Source organism: Wenzhouxiangella indolica (assembly GCF_042310355.1).
GTDB lineage: Bacteria > Pseudomonadota > Gammaproteobacteria > Xanthomonadales > Wenzhouxiangellaceae > Wenzhouxiangella.
The window spans coordinates 112,940-133,877 of the sequence record NZ_JBHJMR010000010.1; the positions used below are offsets into that span (position 1 = coordinate 112,940).

The 20,938-nt window shown below is 65.7% G+C and carries 17 protein-coding genes, 1 tRNA gene and 1 riboswitch; of the genes, 9 read left to right on the forward strand and 9 right to left on the reverse strand.

Annotated features, from left to right (window positions below; genetic code table 11):
• Window positions 1–80: 80 nt before the first annotated feature.
• From queC to ACDC67_RS11650, 3 genes are all read right to left on the reverse strand, one after another.
• Window positions 81–743, reverse strand: coding sequence for a 7-cyano-7-deazaguanine synthase QueC (gene queC, locus ACDC67_RS11640; RefSeq protein ID WP_376693352.1), 663 nt, complete (start codon window positions 741–743; stop codon window positions 81–83).
• Window positions 744–763: 20 nt separating this feature from the next.
• Window positions 764–2,575 (reverse strand): diguanylate cyclase, encoded by a 1,812-nt coding sequence (locus tag ACDC67_RS11645; protein ID WP_376693322.1) that lies wholly within the window; start codon window positions 2,573–2,575, stop codon window positions 764–766.
• A 547-nt stretch (window positions 2,576–3,122) separates the two neighbouring features.
• Window positions 3,123–3,199, reverse strand: a tRNA-Arg gene (locus ACDC67_RS11650).
• Window positions 3,200–3,371: 172 nt separating this feature from the next.
• Here ACDC67_RS11650 and ACDC67_RS11655 point away from each other — a divergent pair.
• A complete protein-coding gene (locus ACDC67_RS11655) occupies window positions 3,372–4,610 on the forward strand; it encodes an EAL domain-containing response regulator (protein WP_376693323.1) in 1,239 nt (412 codons plus the stop codon).
• Here the strand turns inward: ACDC67_RS11655 and ACDC67_RS11660 are convergent.
• On the reverse strand, window positions 4,594–6,795 hold the full coding sequence (locus ACDC67_RS11660; protein ID WP_376693325.1) for a putative bifunctional diguanylate cyclase/phosphodiesterase: 2,202 nt from the start codon (window positions 6,793–6,795) through the stop codon (window positions 4,594–4,596). The two genes, ACDC67_RS11655 and ACDC67_RS11660, sit on opposite strands and share 17 nt — an antisense overlap.
• Window positions 6,796–7,046: 251 nt before the next feature.
• Between ACDC67_RS11660 and ACDC67_RS11665 the strand changes: the two genes are divergently transcribed.
• Complete coding sequence (locus tag ACDC67_RS11665) at window positions 7,047–7,466, forward strand: hypothetical protein (protein WP_376693327.1); 420 nt, start codon at window positions 7,047–7,049, stop codon at window positions 7,464–7,466.
• 66 nt (window positions 7,467–7,532) lie between these two features.
• On the forward strand, window positions 7,533–8,045 hold the full coding sequence (locus ACDC67_RS11670; RefSeq protein WP_376693329.1) for a c-type cytochrome: 513 nt from the start codon (window positions 7,533–7,535) through the stop codon (window positions 8,043–8,045).
• Here the strand turns inward: ACDC67_RS11670 and ACDC67_RS11675 are convergent.
• The gene (locus tag ACDC67_RS11675; RefSeq protein ID WP_376693331.1) at window positions 8,021–8,629 is read right to left on the reverse strand and encodes an acyl carrier protein phosphodiesterase; all 609 of its coding nucleotides are present in this window, start codon (window positions 8,627–8,629) and stop codon (window positions 8,021–8,023) included. The genes ACDC67_RS11670 and ACDC67_RS11675 overlap by 25 nt on opposite strands.
• Before the next feature lie 117 nt (window positions 8,630–8,746).
• Between ACDC67_RS11675 and ACDC67_RS11680 the strand changes: the two genes are divergently transcribed.
• Both ACDC67_RS11680 and zapE read left to right on the forward strand, forming a co-directional pair.
• The gene (locus ACDC67_RS11680; protein WP_376693332.1) at window positions 8,747–9,406 is read left to right on the forward strand and encodes an alpha/beta hydrolase; all 660 of its coding nucleotides are present in this window, start codon (window positions 8,747–8,749) and stop codon (window positions 9,404–9,406) included.
• 9 nt (window positions 9,407–9,415) lie between these two features.
• Window positions 9,416–10,507, forward strand: a complete 1,092-nt coding sequence (gene zapE / locus ACDC67_RS11685) for a cell division protein ZapE (RefSeq protein WP_376693334.1) — start codon at window positions 9,416–9,418, stop codon at window positions 10,505–10,507.
• Window positions 10,508–10,691: 184 nt separating this feature from the next.
• Here zapE and ACDC67_RS11690 read toward each other — a convergent pair whose 3' ends face one another.
• Window positions 10,692–11,237, reverse strand: a complete 546-nt coding sequence (locus tag ACDC67_RS11690; RefSeq protein ID WP_376693336.1) for a TetR/AcrR family transcriptional regulator — start codon at window positions 11,235–11,237, stop codon at window positions 10,692–10,694.
• 171 nt (window positions 11,238–11,408) lie between these two features.
• Here ACDC67_RS11690 and ACDC67_RS11695 point away from each other — a divergent pair, with 171 nt between their 5' ends.
• The 3 genes from ACDC67_RS11695 to ACDC67_RS11705 all read left to right on the forward strand — a co-directional run bounded on the left by ACDC67_RS11695 (window position 11,409) and on the right by ACDC67_RS11705 (window position 16,980).
• The gene (locus ACDC67_RS11695; RefSeq protein ID WP_376693338.1) at window positions 11,409–12,287 is read left to right on the forward strand and encodes an alpha/beta fold hydrolase; all 879 of its coding nucleotides are present in this window, start codon (window positions 11,409–11,411) and stop codon (window positions 12,285–12,287) included.
• Between the two features lies 1 nt (window position 12,288).
• Window positions 12,289–14,772, forward strand: coding sequence for an acyl-CoA dehydrogenase (locus ACDC67_RS11700; RefSeq protein WP_376693339.1), 2,484 nt, complete (start codon window positions 12,289–12,291; stop codon window positions 14,770–14,772).
• Window positions 14,773–14,877: 105 nt separating this feature from the next.
• Window positions 14,878–15,077: riboswitch (cobalamin riboswitch) on the forward strand.
• Between the two features lie 121 nt (window positions 15,078–15,198).
• Window positions 15,199–16,980, forward strand: coding sequence for a TonB-dependent receptor domain-containing protein (locus ACDC67_RS11705; protein WP_376693341.1), 1,782 nt, complete (start codon window positions 15,199–15,201; stop codon window positions 16,978–16,980).
• Between the two features lie 46 nt (window positions 16,981–17,026).
• On the opposite strand, the gene sufT is transcribed toward ACDC67_RS11705, so the two are convergent.
• The 3 genes from sufT to ACDC67_RS11720 form a co-directional block, all read right to left on the reverse strand.
• Complete coding sequence (gene sufT, locus ACDC67_RS11710) at window positions 17,027–17,578, reverse strand: putative Fe-S cluster assembly protein SufT (RefSeq protein ID WP_376693343.1); 552 nt, start codon at window positions 17,576–17,578, stop codon at window positions 17,027–17,029.
• A 186-nt stretch (window positions 17,579–17,764) separates the two neighbouring features.
• Window positions 17,765–19,681 (reverse strand): M1 family metallopeptidase, encoded by a 1,917-nt coding sequence (locus tag ACDC67_RS11715; protein ID WP_376693344.1) that lies wholly within the window; start codon window positions 19,679–19,681, stop codon window positions 17,765–17,767.
• Between the two features lie 128 nt (window positions 19,682–19,809).
• Window positions 19,810–20,148: a P-II family nitrogen regulator gene (locus tag ACDC67_RS11720; RefSeq protein ID WP_376693346.1), complete on the reverse strand. Its 339-nt coding sequence runs from the start codon at window positions 20,146–20,148 to the stop codon at window positions 19,810–19,812.
• 267 nt (window positions 20,149–20,415) lie between these two features.
• On the opposite strand from ACDC67_RS11720, the gene ACDC67_RS11725 reads away from it, so the two are divergent.
• Window positions 20,416–20,655 carry an accessory factor UbiK family protein gene (locus ACDC67_RS11725; protein ID WP_376693347.1) on the forward strand — a complete coding sequence of 80 codons (240 nt, stop codon included), beginning with the start codon at window positions 20,416–20,418 and terminating at the stop codon, window positions 20,653–20,655.
• The last annotated feature ends 283 nt before the right edge of the window (window positions 20,656–20,938 follow it).

Sequence of the window (20,938 nt, forward strand, 5' to 3'; positions counted from 1 at the left end):
ATACCCCTTCAGGCGTCTGGCTGGCCCAGGGGCGTGGCACGCGAGTATCGGCGCCCGGCCGGGCCGCGTGCAAGCCGCACTCAAACGGCAGCCGCGTAGCGCGTCGGATCAGCCAGGCCGGCGGCTTCGAAGCCCGAGCGCCGAAGACGGCAGGAATCGCAACGCCCGCAGGCTCGGCCTGACTCGTCGGCCTGGTAGCAGGACACGGTCTGGGCGTAATCGACGCCCAGCGCCACGCCACGAAGGATGATTTCCGCCTTGGAGAGACTGATCAGGGGCGCATGCACCCGAAAGCCCGCGCCTTCGACGCCGGCGCGGGTCGCCACCTGGCAAAGCGCTTCGAAGGCCGCGATGAACTGCGGCCGACAATCCGGGTAGCCGGAATAGTCGACGGCGTTGACGCCCACGAACAACTCGGTGGCCTCGATGACTTCCGCATGCCCGAGCGCCAGTGAAAGCATCAGCGTGTTGCGAGCCGGGACGTAGGTGGACGGGATGCCGCTTGTCTCGGCCTCGGACACCTCGATGTCGTCGGTCAGCGCTGAACCGCCGATCGCACGCAGGTCGACGCTCACAACACGGTGCGAAGCCGCTCCCAGGGAGCGGCTCAGCTGCCGGGCCGCCTGCAGCTCGGCGCGGTGGCGCTGTCCGTAATCCACTGCCAGGGAGTGACACTGGTGGCCGGCAGCAACCGCCTCGGCCAGCACGGTGGCCGAATCGAGACCGCCGGAGAGCAGCACCACCGCCCGCGCCGGACTCGAACTCAAGATGCCAGCTCCGCGGTCGAGACCACGCGGTTCTTGCCGCGCGCCTTGCCGGCATACATGGCATCGTCGACGCGTTTGACGAGATCGTTGAAGCCCGCCCCGGGTTCGATCTCGGTCAAGCCAAAGGTCATCGTCAGCGACAGCGGTCGTCCACTCACCCTGGGCGGCGACTCCTCGATGGCGCGCCGCAGGTTCTCCGACACGCTTCGCGCGCCGCTCTCGCGGGTGCCGGGGAGGAGAATGAGAAACTCCTCCCCACCCCATCGGGCGGCCACATCCACGCCGCGCACCTGGTTTCTGATCAAGTTTGCAACGTGAACGAGCACATCGTCGCCGACCTGGTGACCGAGGGTGTCGTTGATTCGCTTGAAGCTGTCGATATCGGCCATGATCAGCGAAGAAGGTTCGTTATCCTCGTTGCGGCGCAGCAGGGCCCGGTCGATCCTTTCGCTCATGTCGCGCCGATTGGACAAACCCGTCAGCGGGTCCGTGCGTGCGGCCCGGTCGAGCGTGTGCGAGACCCGACGTCCGAGGCGGAGACGGCTGTAGAGCAGGGCCATGACCACCAGCAGCAGGACCACCGTGATAATCGAGCCGGCAATGATCAGCCGTTGTCGCCTCAGCCGCTGCTCGGACACTTCCGATCGAGCGCGCTCGAGCGCCAGCTCGCGTTCAAGCTGGTCGGCGCGGAACGTCTGCTGCAGCTGTTCGACCCGGGCCGCCAGGTCCTCGGTGGCTTGCGCGTCGTTGAGTGACATCAGGCGCTCGAGCCGACGGAACGCCGACTGGTAGTCGCCGCGGGTCTCCAGCGCCGAGACCTGTCGCCGCAGTATCTGTTGAAGCAGAACCCGGTTTTCCCCGGGCACCAGCGCCTCGGCCTCGGCGAGCAACGCCAGAGCTTCATCCTCCCGTCCGAGTGCCAGATACGCATCGGCGCCGGTCTGCAACGAGTTGACCACGCCTGTGGTGTCGCCCACCTCGCGTCGCAGCTCGAGCGATTGCTCGTGGTAATCGAGTGCCTCTTCGACCCGGCCAAGATGAATCAAGGCGCGAGCGATATTGTCGGCGGCGTACGCGATTCCGCGCGGATTCTCGAGTTCTTCGAACAAGCCCAGCGCACGACGGTTGTAATCGAAGTTGGCTTGGTGCTCGGCCCGTGCCGCCTCGGAATCGCCGGCTTCGGCATGGGATTCGGCCATGCGTGCCGCCAGCGCTCCGAGATTGACCAGCGTGCCGGCGATGCCTTCCTGCCAGCCGATCTCTTCGAAACCCTCGAGGGCCTGGCCGTGGTAGACGCGCGCCTCTTCCCAGTTGCCCAAGGAGTTGTGAAGGTTGCCGATATTGCCGGCCGCGCGCGCGGCGCCGCCGATATCATCGGCTGCCCGGCTCGCCTCCAGCGCCGCGAGATAGTGTTCCAGCGCTCGGTCGTGGGCGCCGATCTCCCAGAAAACCACGCCGGCCGTTCGTCGCACCGAGGCGATCCGGACCGGATCCGTCACGTCCCCGGCCAGGACCAGGGCCTGGTCGACGGCTTCGATCGCCGCCTCGTGCTCACCCAGGATATGCAGGTTCGAGGCCACCGCACCATGTACCATCATGACGCCCGCAGTACATTCGGCGACCGCGCTATCCGCCAGGCGTTCGAGCAACTCACGCCCCCGCTCGACGCCCTCGGCCGCATTGCGATCTCGCATGGCGCGAATCGATTCGGCCTGCTCGAGCAAATCACCGCAGGAAGGCTGCTGCGACGCAACCGGCTGCATGGCGAGCACGGCGGCAATGGATAAAATCGTCAGAAGCCGGACCATACCGCAGAGTATAGCGGCCCGGGGCGGGCGCGATGACGCATTTGACCGACTCGGTGGCGCATCCAGAATCAGGCGTGACCGAGAATTGCAGACTGTCGCCATGATCGAGCGGCCTGGCGGCGCTCGGTTCGAATGGGGATTGGATATGAAAAAGCCCCGTCGAGTGACGAGGCTGCTTCTGAATTTGGCGCGCCCGGCAGGATTGCTGCGCGGCCTTCGGCCGCTTGGCCTACGGGCCGGAAGTGCTGCGCACTTCAGCGAGCTTGCGCCTGGCGGCGCTCGGTTCGAACCTGACTTGTCATTGGTCGCAGGTTCGAATCGAGATTAGATACGAAAAAGCCCCGTCGAGTGACGAGGCTGCTTCTGAATTTGGCGCGCCCGGCAGGATGGCTGCGCGGCCTTCGGCCGCTTGCCCTTCGGGCTGGCGCTTCGCTTCAGCGATTGTGCGCTGCGCGCACAATTCGAACCAGGATTGTTATTTGTCGCAGGTTCGAATGGGGATTAGATATGAAAAAGCCCCGTCGAGTGACGAGGCTGCTTCTGAATTTGGCGCGCCCGGCAGGATTCGAACCTGCGACACCCGCCTTCGGAGGGCGGTACTCTATCCAGCTGAGCTACGGGCGCGTAGCGGAGCATTGTAACGCAATCGCGTTTGCCTTCGACAGCCCGCAAGCGCCGGGCATGCTGCGGCCGGCCGGCCGCATCACGTACACTGCTGGCATCAGCCGACCGCGTTCGCTGCGCATGGAGCGGCGGGGTCGGAGTTCCATCGAGCACGACGGGTAGGCCATCCACCATGACCGCGCAGAAACTGCTCATTCTCGACGACGACGCGATGATCGGAGACACGATCGAGCGTATTGCGCGAACCGCCGGCTTCGAGTCGAAGGTCACCCAGCACGCCGAAGCCTTCTTCCGGGCGCTCGATAGCTGGCAGCCCTCCCACATCGCCCTCGACCTGATCATGCCCGAAATGGACGGCGTGGAAGTGATGGTCGAACTCGCGCGTCGCGGCTGCCGGGCCAGCATCATCATCACCAGCGGCGTGGGCAGCCGCGTGCTCGATGCGGCGGCACGCTCGGCCGCCGAGCACGGCCTTCCCATTGCCGGCGTGGTATCCAAGCCATTTTCGCCGGAGCAGCTGCGGGAACTCCTCCTGCGCTCGACCGGCGAATCCGGGATCGGCTCCTCACCGGCAGCGGAACAGGACGGCGCCGCCGCCGATATCGGTCGCGAAGAGCTCGAAACGGCGATCGAGGAGCAACAGATCAGCCTGGTCTACCAGCCCAAGGTCCATTGCCGCAGTCGGCGCCTGGCCGGCTTCGAAGCCCTGGTGCGCTGGAACAGCCCCGAGCGCGGCCTGGTTCTGCCCTCGCACTTCATTCCGGTCGCCGAGTCCTGCGGACTGATCGGCAGCCTCACGCGTCGCGTCATCACCGGGGCCCTGGGCTGGTTCGGCGGCGAGCTGGTGCACGCGCTCGAGGGGGGCGAGTGCAGCGGCAGTGCCGCAGGGCACCCCGGGCCCACCCTCTCGATCAACCTGTCGGCCCGTTCGCTCGACGACACCGACTTCGTCGATCATGTCGCGGGGCTGTGTGAGCAGGCGAAGTTGAGTCCGCACCGAATCGTCTTCGAGTTGACCGAGACGAGCGCCATGGAGGATCCGGTTTCCTCGCTGGACCTGCTCACCCGCCTGCGGATGAAAGGCTTCCAGCTATCGATCGACGACTTCGGCACCGGCTACTCGTCGATGCTGCAGCTCGTGCGCCTGCCGTTCTCGGAAATCAAGGTGGACAAGTCCTTCGTCATGTCGGCGGCGCGCTCGCCGGAGTCTCGCGCCGTCATCCGCTCGATCATCGAACTGGGTCATTCCCTGGGGCTGCAGGCCACCGCCGAAGGCGTGGAAGACCAGGCGACGCTGGACCACCTGACCCGGATTGGCTGCAATCTCGCCCAGGGCTACCTCATCGCACGGCCGTTGACCGGCGAACAGGCCATGGAATGGACGACGAGCCACCTTACCGACTGGAAGTAGCAAGCCAGGGAAGGCGACCCTCGATCATCGCGGCGATTTCGCCGGCCTCCACCGGACGGGCGAACAGGAAACCCTGGGCGTAGGAGCATCGATAGCTCGCCAGCAGCGAGAGTTGCTCGTCGCTTTCGACGCCTTCGGCTACCGTCTGCATGCCAAGATCGGCCGCCAGGGCGCAGATCGTTCGCGTGATCGCCTGATCCTCGGGATCGGAGACGATGTCGCGCACGAAACCCCGGTCGATCTTGACCACGGAGATCGGGAAATTCTTGAGGTAGCTCAGGGACGAATAACCGACTCCGAAATCGTCGACGACGATGCGCATGCCGATTTCGTCGAGCTTGTGCAGCATGCGCCGATTGCGGGCCAGGTTTTCGATCAGCACCTCTTCGGTGATCTCCAGGTGCAGTCGCTCGGGTTCGATGCGGTACTGGTGCAGCAGTACGCTGAGCTGCTCGGCGAATCCCGCCTCGTGGATCTGGGCGCCGGAAACGTTGACGGCCAGCCACGGCAGGTTGTCGGAAAGTTGCTTCCAGCGGGACAAGTCCGACAGCGCGCGGTCGAGCGCAAACTGCCCGAGCCGTCCGATGATGCCGGTTTCTTCGGCCACGCGGATGAATTCCTGCGGCGGCACGGCATAGCCTTCCCGGTGATCCCAGCGCAGCAGCGCCTCGACACCGCGCATGGACAAGTCGCGCATGTCGACGATCGGCTGGTAGACAACGCGAAAGTCGCCGTCCTCCAGGGCGTGGCGGATATCCCGGCTGAGATTGAGGCGATGCTGCGCCTGGGCGAGCATCTCGCGCGTGAACACGGCGAACTGGTTGCGTCCGGCGTTCTTGGCCTTGAACAGCGCCGTGTCGGCATTCTGGATCAACTCGGTCACCGACCGGCCCGATTCCGGGTAGTAGGCGATACCGATGCTGCCGGAGATGAACAGGCGGTGGTCCTCTACGGCGAAACCGCCGTCGAGCGAGCGCAGGATGTTGCCGGCCAGTTGCTCGATCTGATCGCGGTCGGCGCGCTCGACCGCGATCAGGAATTCATCGCCGCCGTGGCGACCAATGAAGTCGCGGTCGCGCAACACGCCCGCCAGCCGGCGCGGGACCTCGCACAACAGCTGGTCCCCCAGCTGGTGGCCAAGCGAATCGTTGATGTCCTTGAACTGGTCGAGGTCCAGGAACAGGACCGCCAGCTGGGTTGTATGGTCGCCGTGGTGTTCGATCTTCTCGGCCAGGCGGCGTGATATCCCGGATCGATTGGGCAGCCCCGTCAGACCGTCGTGGTTGACCAGGAATGCCAACTCGCGCTCGGCCGCTTCGCGCTCGCCGACCTCTTCCTCCAGGCGTCGGTTGGCGCGCGAGAGCACCCGGGCCTGGCCGCTGGCGTTGAGCCCCAGGAACACCACCGCGGCCAGCAGCAGCGACAGCAGGATCCCGCTCAGCAGGACAACCCCGGGCATGGCGGTACTCAGTTGATCCCGGATCTCGTCGCTGACGGCGAACTCGAACAGGAAACCGGCCTCGTCGTTGTCCAGGTCGACGGTAAAACCCGCGTCCCATTGATCCGGCAAGGGCCGGGGCGGAAAGGGATAGACGTCCCGCCCCCGGGCAACCACGTGCAGATCGAGCGACTCGCGGAAAAGAGCGGGAATCATGGCGTCGACGGCTTCGGGGAGATCCATCGTGGCGGCGAGATACCCGACGTGCCCATCATCGGTACCGATCGGCGTGATCATGCTGATGCCCGGTCTCGAGTCGGGAAGAATCCGCGGGCGGGTCACCACGATCTCGCCGGTCGCCCGGGCCACCGCGATTGCCGGACGGATATCCTCGTCAACCGGGAAGCGCTCGCCGAGCGACACCAGTTCGGTATCGCGGCTGCGAACCCACAGCACGGAAAGATCGGGCCCGAGAACAGCCAGCGTTCGATAATATTCATAGTGCGACAGAAACTGGCCGGCGTTGATTTCCCAGCCGTCACGGTCGTCCAGGCCGTAGTGCGCCAGGCGCGTCGACATGCGTCGATGCGCGTTCATCTGCTCGCTCAAATCGGTGAGAACGTCGGCTTCGATATAGCCGGCCAGGTTGCCGACGTAGCGTGCCAGCGAGGCATCCTCGGCCGACTGCAGGCCACGGTAGACGAAAAGCGTTCCGGCGATTCCGGCCAGCAGCAGGAGTCCGGCCAACAACGGACTCCAGCGCTGAGGCTGATCGAAACGACGATCGCTGGCGGGAGCCGGCGGACTCACGGGGTCGATCCGGTGGATGGCAATGCGACTGGAGACGGGATAGGCATGAAATGACGGGGCTGGGTTGCCCGACCCTGATGACGTGAGTTTCTCTTGATCGTTCGCAGTATAGCGCAGGCTCCCGGCAGGTCACAGCTTGTGAACCGACTGGTAGACTGAACCCGGCAATTCAGCGGATACATGTATTCATGCTCGTTCTCAAGGCTCTGGCCGCCGGCGTCCTGGTCGGCGCTATCGTGATCGAGGCGACCCTGGCCGGCCTGAAGTCTCTCCTGCCCGCGGCGACCCTGCTCGTCGATGCCGGCGAGCGTTTCACAGCGCCGCTGGTCTGGCCCCTGCTGCCGCTGCCGGCATTGATCTGGATGCTGGGCGGGGCGCTGGGTGGCGCCATGGCCGGCGCGATGGCACCGAGATCCGGCTGGGGGCTGGGCGCTGGCCTGCTGCTGGGTCTTCCGGCCTTCCTCGTTGTCGGAATGGCCACGCCCGGCAATCCGGCCGCGCTCCTGGCTGCGTCCGTGCCACTCGCCGGCTCGGCCGCCGGGGCTGCCCTCGTGGCCCGGCTACGTCGTGAAGACGCTACTGTATCCACGAGCGGGCAGGCGGTATAATTCCGGTTTTTGCGGCCCGGCATCGGGCCGTGGTCCGCTTTCAGTCAATCGTGAGGTCCGTCCGGCGTGTCCGAGCAACATGATCGTCAATTCATTCAAACGTTCAGCGCGGTGCTGGCCGGGCTGGCCGCCTTCACCGTGGTCATCATCGTGCTGGCCCTGATCATCCACAACCGCGAGTATGACGGCGAGCAAAGCGCCGCGCGACAGGCCGCCGTCGAAGAGCGACTGCAGCCGGTTGCCGGTGTCTACGCCGGCGAGACGGGACGCGCCGCGGCCCAGGCCGCCGCCGAAGAGGCGGCCGCCGGCAGCGAACAGCAGGTCGCGTTCGAGGGTTCGACCGACGGCGAGATGATCTACAGCCGTGTCTGCGCCGCCTGCCACGACTCCGGCGCTGCCGGTGCGCCGCGCATGGTCGCTGCCGAAATGGGGGAGCGGCTCTCCGACAAGGGCCGCGAAACGCTCGTTTCCAATGCCATCGATGGTATCAACGCCATGCCCGCACGCGGTGGTCGAAGCGACCTCAGCGACGAGCAGGTCACCGCCTCGGTGGATTACATGCTCGACCAGGTGGAATAAAGGCGAGCCCGCTCACCGGCCATCTGCGCCTGCAGGTCCGGGAATAGCTTCAGAAATGCCTGCTCGATCGCGGCCTCGTGCTCGTCGAGCAGGCGTATTCCTTCCGCCAGCGGCCAGCGACGCCCATGGCGTTGCGCCAGCAGGCCGAAAATCTCCTCGAGCATGGCGCGCTCCCCGTAGCGCCGCCACAAGCCGCGGCTCTCGGCCCACAGGCTGAAGCGCACCAGCCTTGGCGGCAGTCCCGCGCGATGCCTCGCCAAAGTCCGGTCGATCTCGTCGGCCAGTTGCTCGAGCGGCATGGGCCCGAAGCGCGACCAGTGGCGCGTGAGCATGTAGTCGAACAGCACATCGAAGATCACGCCGCCGTAACGCCGCCAGGGTGGTTCGAGGCCGTCGAGCAGGCCGAACACGGCCGGGTGGGCGTCACTCAGGGTATCGATGCGCCGATGCAGTTCCACGCCGGCGGCCCAGCCCGCGGGAAGTTCGGCGAGGGCCTGCCGCCCCTTGACGTGATCCCCGAGAAATGCCCCGAGCCGTAACCCCTCGGGGGCGCCGGCAAGCACGACGTGCGCCAGATGATTCATGCCGGATCGGGATCCTGCAGCCGTCGGTTTGAGTGAGTTATGATGATGCCCCCGCAATGGGCCACGCGGCAAGTTCGGTGGCACTCAAGCGGCGCTGGCAACCGTCAAGGACCCTGCATGGATACCGACCCGGCCCACTTCCCGAGCGAATCCACCGAACTGTTCATTTCCGGCCCGGCCGGGCGCATCGAATGCCTGGCCGACCTGCCCGAAAGCGACGACGAGCGGCCGGCAACGGCCGTCATCTGTCATCCGCATCCCCAGCACGGCGGCACGCTGCGCAACAAGGTCGTGACCATCATGGAGCGCAGCCTGCGCGAGCTCGGTTTGCGCACGGTGCGCTTCAACTTCCGCGGCGTGGGTGACAGCGAAGGCGAGTTCGACGACGGAGACGGCGAAACGGACGACCTGATGGCGGTGATCGACTGGGTCCGCAAGGTCCGGCCCGACGACGATCTGTGGCTGGGCGGCTTTTCCTTCGGATCCTACATCGCGCTCAGGGCCGCCCAGGATCTGCCGGTGCGCCAGCTCATCTCGATCGCACCACCGGTCGAACGATACGGGTTCGAGGACCTGCAGCCACCCAACTGCCCCTGGCTGGTCGTCCAGGGCGACGAGGACGAAGTGGTATCGCCCGAGGCCGTCTACGCCTGGGCCCAGAAACTGGGGCAGGATGCCAACCTGGTGGTGATGGAAGGCACGGGACACTTCTTTCACCGGCGCCTGATGGACCTGCGCGGCCTGATCAAGAATCACGTCCAGCCCAACCTGCCCTGACCGTTACTGATGAAGGCCGACTACGGGCCGTTGGGGCGTTATCGGGCCCTGGTCGACGGGAACCGGCTGCAGGCCGACGCCGTGCAGGAGGCCGTATGCGAACGCCTGGAAGAACGCTATCGGACGCTGGTCGACCAACCCACGGGATGGATCGACCGCTGGCGCCGGCGCCATCCGGGCGTGAGTGGGCTGTACATTCACGGCGGCGTCGGTCGGGGCAAGACATTGCTCATGGACCTGTTCGCCGAAAGCCTCGACGAGGCCGACATCCCGGTCTGGCGCATCCACTTCCACCGCTTCATGGACCACGTCCAGGAAGCGCTCAAGCGGCACGGGCGACAGCGCGACCCGCTGCCGGCAATGGCGCGAGAAATCGCCGGCCGTTGCCGGGTGCTTTGCTTCGACGAGTTCCACGTCAGCGACATCGCCGACGCCATGCTGCTCGCCGGCCTGATCCAACCACTGTTCGAGCGCGGCCTCTGCCTGGTCGCCACCAGCAATACCGCCCCGGCGGATCTCTACGCCGGCGGACTCCAGCGCAAGCGCTTCGTCCCGGCCATCGAGGCCATCGAGCGTCACTGCGAGGTCGTCGAGCTGGACGCCGAAACCGACTACCGGCTGCGAGAGTTGACCCGGCACCGAACCTACTACTACCCAGCAGACCCGGACGCAAGGGAGGAAATGGCCGACGAGTTTGCCGCCCTCACCCGCGGCGAACGGGTCAGCGACATGACCCTCGAGGTTCGCGGCCGTCACCTCAAGCCGCGCTACCGGGCCGGCCCCGTCGCCTGGTTCGATTTCGAGACCCTGTGCCTGGGGCCTCGCTCCAGCGGCGAATACATCGAACTGGCCCGGCGCTTCTCGACGCTGTTCCTGAGCAATGTGCCGGCCATGGACGAGTTTGAAAACGACGCCGCCCGCCGCTTCATCCACCTGGTGGACGAATGCTACGACCGGGCCGTCAAACTCGTGATTAGTGCCGAAGTCGCGCCGGAGGAGCTGTACACGGGAAAACGCCTGGCCGCCCCCTTCGAGCGCACCGTCTCGCGACTGATCGAGATGCAGAGCCACGAGTACCTGGGGCGCGAGCACCGGCCCTGACGGGTTGGCTGGTTGGCTGGTTGGCTGGTTGGCTGGTTGGCTGGTTCGCTGGTTCGCTGGTTCGCTGGTTCGGCAATGATGCTCTCGGTTGCCGGCATTCCATTCGCGGCGAAGCCGCCCCGCAGACCGAGCGGGTACCGAACGAGCCAACTAGCAAACCAGCCAACCAGCAAACAACCGGAGGTCAAACCTCGATCAATGTCTCGATCACGTGCTGCACGTAGGCGTCGAAATCCGGCTCGTCCTTGTCCGGCACCAGGCCCTGGGCCTGGAGCTGCAGGTAGCCGACGTATGAGGAGTACATCAGGTTGGCGCGGTGGCGAGCCTCGGTATCAGGAAGGCCCAGCTCCCGCAGGGCACCGGCCAGGTATTTGACGCGGCGCTCGGTCACGCGCCTGAGCACCGGCCCGATGCAGGGATGATCGGGCGTGGCACACAGGGCCACGTAAATGCGGTGGGTCAGCGTCTGCCGGCTGGTGCGCCAGACGAAATCGGCCAGGCGCTCGGCCGCGGCACTGCCGGCACTCAGCGAGAGCTTGAGGTGCTGCCGGTCCTGCTGTTCCCAGCGCGCCAGCGCCCTGGCCAGCAGTTCGTCGCGGCCGGGAAAATGCCAGTAGAAACTACCCTTGGTAATTCCCAGGCGCCGCGCCAGGGGTTCCACCCGCAGGGCGGCGATGCCCTTGTCGGCGATCAGCGCCAGCGCTTCCTGCTCCCAGTCCGCCGGGGTCAACGAGGCCTTCTCGCCGCCTCCGCTACACTCTGTACTTGATTTGGGCATGTCGATCCGCGATGGTATTCGGTGAACGTTCGGCGCCGCACTCAGGGCACTTGTTTGTGGGCCTTACCGAACCAATATCAAACTGCATTGACTAACGAATAGGGTAAACCCATACTCTGCCGTATGGAAGCTGTACGCAAACTCAACGACGATATTCGCCGACGCCAGATCTGGACCGATGACGGCATCCGCCTGAGCCTTCGCTATTATGGCGATGATCGGGCGCCCTGTGTGCTCATGGCCCATGGCTTCGGCCAGACCCAGTATGCCTGGGAAGAAACCGGGCGCCGTCTCGCCGCCGCCGGCTGGCAGGCGGTCAGCTATGACGCACGCGGCCACGGCGAGTCCGACCGCGCGCCCAGCGGCGAGTACGACTTCGAGCAGTTCGTCGAGGACTTTCGCCGGGTCTGCGCGTCGCTGCCCAACCGCCCGGCGGTCATCGGAGCGTCGATGGGCGGCCTGACCGCCCTGCTGGCTCATTCCGAGAAACCCAAGGTGGAGCTGTCATCGCTGGTTCTGGTCGACATCGCGCCGCGCTGGGACGACAGCGGAGTCGAGGCGATGCTGTCGTTCATGCGCCAGAACCCCAAGGGTTTCGAAACGCTCGACGACGCCATCGAGGCGGTTCGCGGCTTCCTGCCCCATCGCCGCCACAACGGCTCGGGTGACGGTCTGACGCGCAACCTGCGCCAGGGCAGCGACGGCCGCTGGTACTGGCACTGGGATCCGGCCATGCTGGCCCTGGCCGAGAAGAGCAGCAACCTGCAGTCGCGCCTGAAATCGGCCTCGCGCCGGCTCAAGATTCCGACTCTGCTGGTCGCCGGCGGCCAGAGCGAGATGATCGGCCAGGAGCATATCGAGGAGTTTCTCAAGCTGGCCCCGCACGCCGAACAAGCCACCGTCGAGGACGCCAGCCACATGGTGGCCGGCGACCGCAACGACCATTTCATGGGCGCCGTCACGCCGTTCCTCAAACGGCAGGCCGCTCAGGGAGCAAGCTGACATGATGATCCTGCTGTTCTTGCTGGCCCTGCTCGTCGCCGGGCTGGCCTGCGCCTATTTCCGCGCCTCGGTGACCACCTGGGCCATCGTGACCGGCATTGTCGGCCTCGGGTTCACGATCGCCGGCGAACCTGGCTGGATTTCGCTGACGCTGTTCTGGCTGCTGTTTGTGCCGATCGCGGCCGTGCTCACCAACCGCAACTGGCGACGCGAATTCATCACCGGGCGGCTGCTCGACAGCTTCGTCGGCATGGTGCCAACCATTTCGGAAACCGAGCAGGTCGCGCTCGACGCCGGAACGGTGGGATTCGAAGGCGAGCTGTTCGGCGGCAATCCGCGCTGGAGCCGCTTCATCAAGAAGCCGCTGCACGAGCTCAGCACCGAAGAGAAGGCCTTTGTCGACGGGCCGGTCGAGGAACTGTGCGGCATGATCGACGAGTGGGAATTCACCCATTACCGGGCCGGAACCTCCGACGAGGTCTGGGAACACCTCAAAAAGAACAAGTACTTCGGGATGATCATTCCGAAGGAATACGGCGGGCTGGGCTTTTCCGCCGTTGCCCACCGCGCCGTGCTCGAGAAGGTCGGCGGCCTCAGTTCCACGGTCGGTTCGATCGTCGCCGTGCCTAATTCGCTCGGCCCCGCCGAACTGCTGCTGCACTACGGCACCGAGGAACAGAAAAACCACTACCTGCCCCGCCTGGCCTCGGGCGAGGAAATTCCCTGCTTCGGCCTGACCAGCACCGTGGCCGGCTCGGACGCGACCTCCATCGCCGACTACGGCGTGGTCTGCAAGGGCAAGTTCAACGGCAAGGAAACCCTGGGCATCAAGCTCAATTTCGAGAAGCGCTACATCACGCTGGCGCCGGTCGCCACCGTGGTCGGCCTGGCCTTCCGTCTTTATGATCCCGACGGCCTGATCGGCGATACCGACGATATCGGCATTTCCGTGGCCCTGCTGCCGGCCGACACGCCCGGCATGGACATCGGCCGCCGCCACTTCCCGCTCAACAACCCGTTCCCCAACGGCCCGATCCGCGGCAAGGACGTTTTCGTGCCGCTGGATTACCTGCTCGGAGGCACCGAGCACGCCGGCAACGGCTGGCGCATGCTGGTCGAGTCGCTGTCGGTCGGGCGTGCCATTTCGCTGCCGTCGTCGACCACAGGCGGCGCCAAGGCGGCCACCATGGTCACCGGCTCCTACGCACGCATCCGCAAGCAGTTCGGCCTGCCCATCGGCCGCTTCGAGGGCGTGGAAGAAGCACTCGCCCGCATGGCCGGCTACACCTACGCCATCAGCGCGCTGAGCCGCCAGACCGCCTCGGCGGTGGACGACGGCGAGCGCCCGGCCGTTCCGGGTGCGCTGGCCAAGTACCATGCCACGGAAATGAGCCGCGAGGTGCTTCGCGACGCCATGGACATACACGGCGGCAAGGGCATCATCCTGGGGCCCAAGAACTACCTCGGCCGTGCCTGGGAAGGCGCGCCGATCTGGATCACGGTCGAGGGCGCCAATATCATGACGCGCTCACTGATGATCTTCGGCCAGGGCGCGATCCGCTGCCACCCCTACGTACTCAAGGAGCTGCAGGCCCTGCAGATCGAGGACGAGGAAGAGCGGCTGGTCGAATTCGACAAGCTGCTGTTCGCTCACATCGGTCACTCGATCTCCAGCGCCACGCGCGCTTTCGTTCTGGGCCTGAGTTTCGCCAAGTTCACCGCCGTGCCGGGCGATCGCCGCACGCGCCGCTACTACCGCAAGCTCAGCCGCTACAGCGCCGCTTTCGCCTACCTGGCGGACGTGATCATGCTGACCTACGGCGGCAAGCTCAAGCAGAAGGAAAAGGTCTCCGGCCGGCTCGGCGACGCGCTCAGCCAGCTCTACATCTGTTCGGCCATGCTGCGCCGCTTCGAGCACGAAGCCCGACCGGCCGCCGACCAGCCGATCATGGCCTGGGCGTTCCACGACGCCGTATACAAGATCCAGAAGGCCCTGGCCGGCACGATCGACAACTATCCGATCGGCTGGATTCGTCCGTTCCTGCGCCTTATGGTCTTCCCACTCGGCCAGCGCGAGCGCGCCCCGAACGACCGCCTGGGTCACAAGGTCGCCGCGCTACTGCTGTCGCCGTCGGAAACCCGCGACCGCCTCACCCGCGGCTGCTACAAGACCGCCCGCGAGGGCTACTGGCCCGGCATCATGGAAGCCCTGCTGCCGGACGTGATCGCGGCCGAGCCCGTCGAGCGCAAGCTGCTCAAGGCCGAGCGCGCCGGCCAGGTCACCGGCTACACCTTCGAGGAGCGCCTGGAGCAGGCGCGTGAGAAGTCCATCCTCACCGAGAAGGAAGCCGAGCTGCTGGCCGACGTGCGCAAGCGCAGCCTCGAAGTGATCGCCACCGACGATTTCGATATCGCCGAGCTGCAGGCCGGCCTGACCGAAAAGGGTGACGAGATCCGCGAGGCGCGCAAGCCCAGGGCAGCCTGACCCTCCCCGGTCGGCCCTGTTGTCGACCGGCTCCCTGCGCTATACTGCCCCGCGCCGGTCGGCCCAGCCACCGGCGCTTTCTTTTGAAAGTCACTAACGATCTCGTTAGTAGAAACCGCAACAGGTGTTTCGGGAAACCGGTGAAAGTCCGGTACTGCCCCCGCAACTGTAACCGGCGTCGGCCCTGGGCCGATGCGGCCGGAAGAATCCACTCCGCTCGACGAGCGGGGGAAGGTTCCGGCCCGGGCTCTCCACCGGAGAGACCTGCCGGAAGTCAGGAGACCGGCCTGCTGCTTTGGACACAATGACCGGGTTGCGGCGGGCGACCGGGTGTCGAAGACAGCCGGGGTCCCTCTCGCTGTCCTTGGCTCCTTGGCTTTCCGCCCACCCGATCCAGTGCGCGGGTGAGCGCAAGGAGCAAAAATCATGCACAGCAAGACCATTCCCATGCTGGCGACCGTCGGCATGCTGTTCTCGGCCGTCAACGCCACGGCCGAATCCACCTACGAAGGCGAGCCCGTCCAGGTCACGGCCACGCGCTCGGAGCAGGCCGCCGACGAGTCCCTGGCCGCGGTGTCGGTCATCACGCGCGAGGACATCGATCGCGCCCAGGCCCCGGACCTGCTCGAGCTGCTGCGCCTGGAGGCGGGCGTCGATATCGTCCGCAGCGGCGGGCCCGGCGGGCAGACCAGCCTGTTCATGCGCGGCACCAACTCCAACCATGTGCTGGTGCTGGTCGACGGCGTGCGCGTGTCCGCCGCCGGCTCGGGCGGATTCACCTGGGAGATCGTCGATCCGGCCATCGTCGAGCGCATCGAGATCGTGCGCGGCCCGCGCGCGGCGCGCTGGGGCTCGGACGCGATCGGCGGCGTTATCCAGATCTTCACACGTCGGCCCGACGGCGCGGCCGCCCGCGCGGCCTACGGCCGCTACGACGACCGGCAGCTGTCGGCACATTTCGGAAACGGCTTCCTCGGGCTCAATGTCGCCGCCCGGAACGTCGAAGGCTTCTCGGCTCAGAACCCGTCGGGCCCTGCTTATGACCCCGACGACGACGACTTCGACAACCTGAGCGTGAGCGCTCGCGGCGATCATCGCCTGGGCCGTGGCGAGCTCAGATGGTCGGCCCGCCTGGCCGACGGCGACGTCGAGTTCGACCGGGGCGAGTCGGACTTCCTCAACTACGCCCTGCGCGGCGCCTACCGCCAGCGGACCGACGGCCCGTGGATCTGGGAAGGTTCGGCCGCCTTCTACCGCGACAACCTCGAGACCGACAACGGCTTCAGCATCTCGGATGCAGCCACCCGCCGCGTGCAGACCGGTTTCCAGGCCGAGCGCGAAATCGGCGCGGGCACGACCTGGCTGCTCGGGGTCGACGCCTGGCACGTGGACGGCGACACCAGCGACTCCTTCGACCGCGACCGCGAGAACATCGGCGCCTGGACCGGCTTTGACGGCCGTCGCGACGCGCTGTCCTGGGAAGCGAGCCTGCGCGCCGACCACGACAGCCAGTTCGGTTCGGCGCTGACCGGCAACCTCGCCGGCGGCTGGCGCATGAGCGAGTCCCTGCGCCTGTCCGCCAGCCTGGGACGCGCCTTCCGCGCGCCGAGCTTCAGCCAGCTCTACTCCCCCGGTTTCGGCGGCCAGTACGCCGGCAATCCCGACCTCGACCCCGAAACCTCGCTCAGCGGCGAACTCGGGCTCGACTGGTTCGGTCCCGGCGGGCACGGCCTGGGCCTGAGCGTCTACCAGAACGATGTCGAGGACCTGATCGCCTTTTCCGGCCCCGACTTCCGGGCGATCAATATCGAGAAAGCGCGCATCCGCGGCGCGGAACTGAGCTATCGCTTCACCGCGGACCGCTGGCGGGCGGAATCGAACCTGACCTGGCAGGACGCCGAAAACCGGACCCAGGACAGCGCCCTGCTGCGCCGCGCCGACATCAAGGGATCCATCTCCCTCGACCGGACTTTCGACAACGGCGGCTGGCTGGGCACCGAGATCGTCCACATCGGCGAGCGACCCGATTTCGGCGCCGACCTGCCGGCCTACACCCTGCTCAACCTGCGCGCCGGCTGGCCGCTGGGTGCGGGCCTGACCCTCGAAGGAAGGGTGGAGAACCTGACCGACAAGGACTACGAACCGATCGCCGGCTACAACGCCGCCCGCCGCTCGGCCTTCGTGGCCCTGCGCTGGCAGTCGCACTGAGCCCGACACACTGAGCCCGGGCCGGCGCGAACCGGCCCGGAGCGACTCAAAACATGCCGGTTTCCAGGCGCGCCTCTTCGCTCATCATGTGCTGGTTCCAGGGCGGGTCGAAGACCAGGCGAACATCGACTTTGTCGATAGTGGGAATGCGCCCGATGCGGTCTTCGACATCGGCGACGAGGATGTCGCCCATGCCGCAGCCCGGGGCCGTCAGGGTCATGTCGATCGAGACGCGCCGCGTGTCGTCATCGACTTTTTCGATATCGCACTCGTAGATCAGGCCCAGATCGAGGACGTTGATGGGGATTTCGGGGTCGTAGACGGTCTTGAGCTGGCTCATGACCAGCTCCTCGACGTCCTCGTCGGTGGCATTGTCGGGCAGCCTCGGCGCCGGCGGCGGTTCCTTGCCGATGGCGTCGGCCTCGTCACCGGCCAGCCGGAACAGGCGGCCGTCGACATAGATGGTGAAACTGCCGCCCATCTGCTGGGTGATGTAGCCGACCGTACCCGCAGGCAGCTCCACCGGCGCCCCCTCGGGCACCATCACCACCTCGCAGTCGCGCTCGAATTTCACCGGTGTATAGGAGTTGCCGAACATGGTCCACCCGAAACAGGATTGATTTGGTCCCTATTATATCGGGCTCGTGGAGGAATCGTTCAACGCCTGTGATAAATCCAGCCGGAGCAAAAGCAAGCAACCACCGAAGACACTGAACGCACCGAAATTTGATTTGAACCATCCACTTCTTCGGTGCCTTCGGTGTATTCGGTGGTTTCCATATTTTTATTCGCTTTCAAGACCCAGCGCGCGTTCGCTGGCCTGGCGGGTGAGCGGGTGGTAGCCGGGCCTGGCGCGCTCGTAGACTTGGATGGCCCAGTCGCGGCCCCAGTCGGTGTCGGCCAGGGCGCTGTAGAGCGGGCGGGTGAACTTGTTGCGGCCGACTTCGAGCAGGAAGGCCTCGAGACGCTCGATGCCCGGCTCGTAGCGCGTCTCGACCGAGCGCATCAGCCACTGGAACAGGATCTCGTAGTTACCCGATTCGCTCAGGGCGAAGGCCTCATCGAGCTCGGCCATGCGCTCGGCGTCCAGGCCGTCCTCCAGGCCGATGAGAAAGTGCAGCCACTGGTAGACCGACCAGCCATCGGCCGGAAGCTCGCGGGTCTGGGCATCACCGGCCAGCCAGCGCTCGCGCCAGTCGTCGACGCGCTCGAAGGCATCCGACTCCGGCGCGACCGCGAACTCGGGCAGGCCCGGCTGGTAGAGCCACTGGTCAACGGCCTCCATGCTCAAGGCATCGGCATGCCCAGCGACCAGGTTCTCCTCGAGGTAGTCACGGAAGGTCGTGGTGGTGATCGACTCGAAGGCGAAGTGGTCGAAGTAGGCACGCAGGAACTCATCGATGGCCTCGCGGCCCACCTGGTGCTCGATCCAGTCGAGGAAGAACCGGCCCTTCGAATACGGCACGCCGATAAAGGCCTTTTCGGGGTCCTTGTCGTCGACGTCGAGCACCAGGCTGGCCATGCCGTCGTCCGTGTTCTCCAGTTCCTCGACCAGGTCCTGCCATTCGAGCACCGCGAGCTGGCGTTCGACGTCCTCGCCGTAGAGCGCTTCCATGATGCGCGACTCGAAGTAGACCGTGAAACCTTCGTTGAGCCAAAGGTCGCGCCAGGCGGCGTTGGTCACCAGGTTGCCCGACCAGGAATGCGCCAGCTCGTGCGCGACCAGGGCGAGCAGGCTGCCGTCGCCGGCGATGATGGTGGGCGTGACAAAGCTCAGGCGCGGGTTCTCCATGCCGCCAAAGGGGAAGCTCGGCGGCAGAACCAGCAGGTCATAGCGGCCCCAGCGGTACTCGCCGTAGAGGTCGACGCCGATGTCGATCATCTCCTCGAGCACGTCGAACTCCTCGGCCGCGGCCTCGATCCACTCGGGTTCGGCGTAAACACCCGAACGCGCTCCGGTCTCGGCGAATTCCAGGTCGCCGACGGCAATCGCCATCAGGTAGGACGGTATCGGCTGCGGCATGTGAAAGCTGTACTCGCCCGAGTTGTTGCGCTCGAACGGGTTGCCGGACGCGCCCATGACGGCCATCAGGTTCGCGGGCACCCGAATGGTCGCATCGAAGGTGTAGCGCACCGCCGGCGTGTCCTGCAGCGGCACCCAGGTGCGCGCGTAATGCGGCTGGCTCTGCGAAAACATGAAGGGCTCACCCGACGAGGTCTGTTCACCGTCGAGCCACTGCAGGCCGAAAGCCTCGGGCGAGCTGGCGTAGTCGATGCGTACTTCGTCCACACCCTCGGGCAACACGATGACCAGCGGCCGGCCGAGATCGCCCTCACCGTGGGCATCGGCCAGGCGCCAGGACAGCGGCCGGAAGTTGCCGTCGCCTTCCGGCGCGGTCACGTCGCGGATATCCAGGTCCCGGGTGTCGAGCACCAGGCGCGGATGTTCGGGATCGACGCGCTCGAGCTCGAGCGTCACGTGCCCGGACAGAGTGTGCTCGGCCATATCGGCATCCAGGTCCAGGCGCAGGTGCTCGACGCGCACCTTCTCGTACTCGGCGAAGCTGTGCGGATCGGTTCCAGTCCGGACCTGCCATTCCTCGGCCGGCTCCAACGGCGCTTGTGACTTGTCGCCCTGACAGGCGGCGAGCAGCAGGATCGACAGAACAGCAAGCGGCCATCCTTTCATCTTCAGGGTCATGACTTTTCCTTCTCGCTTTGGCAAAGGCGATGAGACGCAAGCCGCATCGCCCGCAGGGACTTCACTTTCGGTGCATTCGGTGTCTTCGCGGGTTCCGGTAGTTCACGGAATACCCGGACGGGACGAATTCAGAGCGCGTCGTCGCCCTCTTCGCCGGTGCGGATGCGCACGGCGCGGTCGACGTCGGTGACGAAGATCTTGCCGTCGCCGATGCGCCCCGAGGAGGCCGTCTCGACGATCGTCTCGACCACGCGATCGGCATCGTCGTCGGGCACGGCGATCTCGAGCTTGAGCTTGGGCAGGAAATCCACGACGTACTCGGCGCCCCGGTAGAGCTCGGTATGCCCCTTCTGGCGGCCGAAGCCCTTGACCTCGCTGACCGTCATGCCGGTCACACCCACCTCGCCGAGGGCGTCACGCACGTCGTCGAGCTTGAACGGCTTGATGATGGCGGTAATCAGTTTCATGGATCGCTCACACGTTTATTGGAACCGCAGATAAACGCAGATTAACGCAGATCGAGCGCGGAATTGGAAGGGCTCGCAGATCTTCCACATGGTCTTCCGTTCCATGCGCACACGTTAACGCGACCGGCTGCCCAGCCCCACGGGGTCACCGACCTCGGTCGGCTGCCCTGCCCGAACTTGCGAATATTGTCCGATTTGCAGTCTACGCTTTCATCCCCATCTGCGTTAATCTGCGTTCATCTGCGGTTTCCATTGAAGTAGCAACTTATGCGCCCCGACTTTCAGACCCTCGACGAAATCACCCGCCGGCTGGCAGCTGCCGTGCCGCGCGAGTTCCGCACCGCCCGCGCCGAGCTGGAAGAACAGTTCCGCGCCGTCCTCGAATCCGCCTTCGACCGCATGGACCTGGTCACGCGCGAGGAATTCGAAATTCAGAAGAAGGTGCTGTTGCGAACGCGCGAGAAACTCGAGGCGCTGGAGAAAAAGCTGGACGAGAAATCTGGCTGAACGGCTTCGATGGCCCGCGTGAATCGGGGTCGAATCCTCGACGGACGCGACATCCGACTCATCCGCTCGTTGCTCACACGTGATCCCGACTCCCCGACGTCGCCCATCATGATCAGGACGCTTCACGCCCTGGGCGGGGCTGGTTGGCACCACCGGTCGCGGTGCGGGCCTCGACACGTCAACTGCGGTTTCGCCCGGCCTGCTTCGCAGGCACTTTCGGCGAGTACCTTTTTTCCAAAGCGAAAAAAGATACGAAAAAGCGCTTTTCAAAGTCAAAGTCCCA